At 31.7% G+C, this 609-nt stretch carries 1 protein-coding gene; it reads right to left on the bottom strand.

Going from position 1 to position 609, the window contains the following annotated elements; genetic code table 11:
• Window positions 1–190: 190 nt before the first annotated feature.
• On the bottom strand, window positions 191–609 hold a 419-nt coding region (locus ABW51_RS10235; protein ID WP_197271875.1), incomplete at its 5' end, for a hypothetical protein.

Below are 609 nucleotides of genomic sequence, written 5' to 3'. Positions count from 1 at the left end.
CAAGAAACTAAATCGTCCCATCGTTGTTTAGGATCGGTATATCCCAAACTATAAGATTTCTGAAATTTAGCCACAGGGGAGTATGACTCACCGAAACAAATTGTTGTCATTCCATAATAGCAATCAGTTTCTGTGGAATAACAACCTGATATAATAGATATGGTAATTAGAATAAAGATGTTTTTTCTCATTATTTAACTCCAAACAATAAATTCATTACTTCAATAGGTAAAGTATGAGGTATTGTTGTTGGAGTAACTACACCAACAGCACCAATAGAAAAATAATCTATATACTGCTCTTGTTTAGCACTTAAACCTTGTTTTCCATTTCCATATTTATCATAGAAAAATAATTGCCCTCCAACTAAATCATGTTGCCCAGCATAAGTTTCAGTAAGCTTATCTAAGAACGAACCAGGTTTGTATTCCAGTCCAAACATAGTTCCTTTAATCGCTTGGAAGCCACCAGTTGCACCAAATAATTTACCAGACTCATTTTTATCATCCAATAAAGAGCTAACTTTTAAATATTTATTGTTTTCTTCATCTCCTATATAAACAATATTTCCTTTATCATTACGAAGTAATTTACCATTATTATCTGTCT

The sequence above is a fragment of the Haemophilus sp. C1 genome, assembly GCF_001276515.1.
GTDB lineage: Bacteria > Pseudomonadota > Gammaproteobacteria > Enterobacterales > Pasteurellaceae > Haemophilus.
Note: the sequence above shows the minus strand (reverse complement) of the source record. Positions and strands in the feature narration are given on the sequence as shown.